This is a genomic window from Ruegeria sp. AP12 (assembly GCF_056540025.1).
The window spans coordinates 1-614 of record NZ_JBQFVZ010000259.1 but is presented as its reverse complement, the minus strand read 5'-3'; the positions used below and the strand labels follow the sequence as shown (position 1 = coordinate 614).

Annotated in this window: 1 protein-coding gene and 1 pseudogene; both read left to right on the top strand. The window is 56.0% G+C overall.

From position 1 onward, the window contains the following. A pseudogene (locus ACR0E6_RS22630) lies at window positions 1-283 on the top strand (UDP-3-O-(3-hydroxymyristoyl)glucosamine N-acyltransferase); the annotation flags it as partial. 32 nt (window positions 284-315) lie between these two features. Beyond that, window positions 316-573: an acyl carrier protein gene (locus ACR0E6_RS22625; protein ID WP_170373697.1), complete on the top strand. Its 258-nt coding sequence runs from the start codon at window positions 316-318 to the stop codon at window positions 571-573. Window positions 574-614: the final 41 nt, after the last annotated feature.

The window sequence follows — 614 nt, the reverse complement described above, 5'->3', positions numbered from 1 at the left end:
CGGTCAAAGTGGATTGTCCGGCTCAGTCGATGTGGGAAACAACGTGGTTCTTGGCGGTCAGACTGGCGTGGCCGACAATATCTTCGTCGGCGATGGCGTGATCGCGGGGGGCGCCACCAAGATCCTGTCCAACGTACCGGCCGGACGTGTGGTCATGGGCTATCCGAGCGTCAAGATGGAAACCCATACCGAGATCTACAAGGCTCAACGCCGCTTGCCGCGCATGGCTCGCGACGTCGAGGCATTGAAAAAGGCTGTTTTCAAACAGTCTCCGAGCGATTAAATCATCCTCAGATTGATAGCCAGGGGATCAACATGAGCATCAGCGACCGCGTCATCGCAATCATTGCAGAGCAGGCCGTTCTGGAGCCATCGGATGTCACACCCGACAGCACACTTGCAGATCTGGGCATCGACAGCTTGGGTTTGGTCGAAAGCATCTTTGCCATCGAGGAAGAGTTCGACATCTCGGTTCCCTTTAATGCGAATGAGCCCGAGGCCAACGATTTCGACATCTCGAACGTGGCCGCGATCATTGCGGGCATCGAACAGCTTGTGTCGGAAAAGGTCTGACCCGAAACAATGAAACGGGTTGTCATTACCGGGGCGGGCAC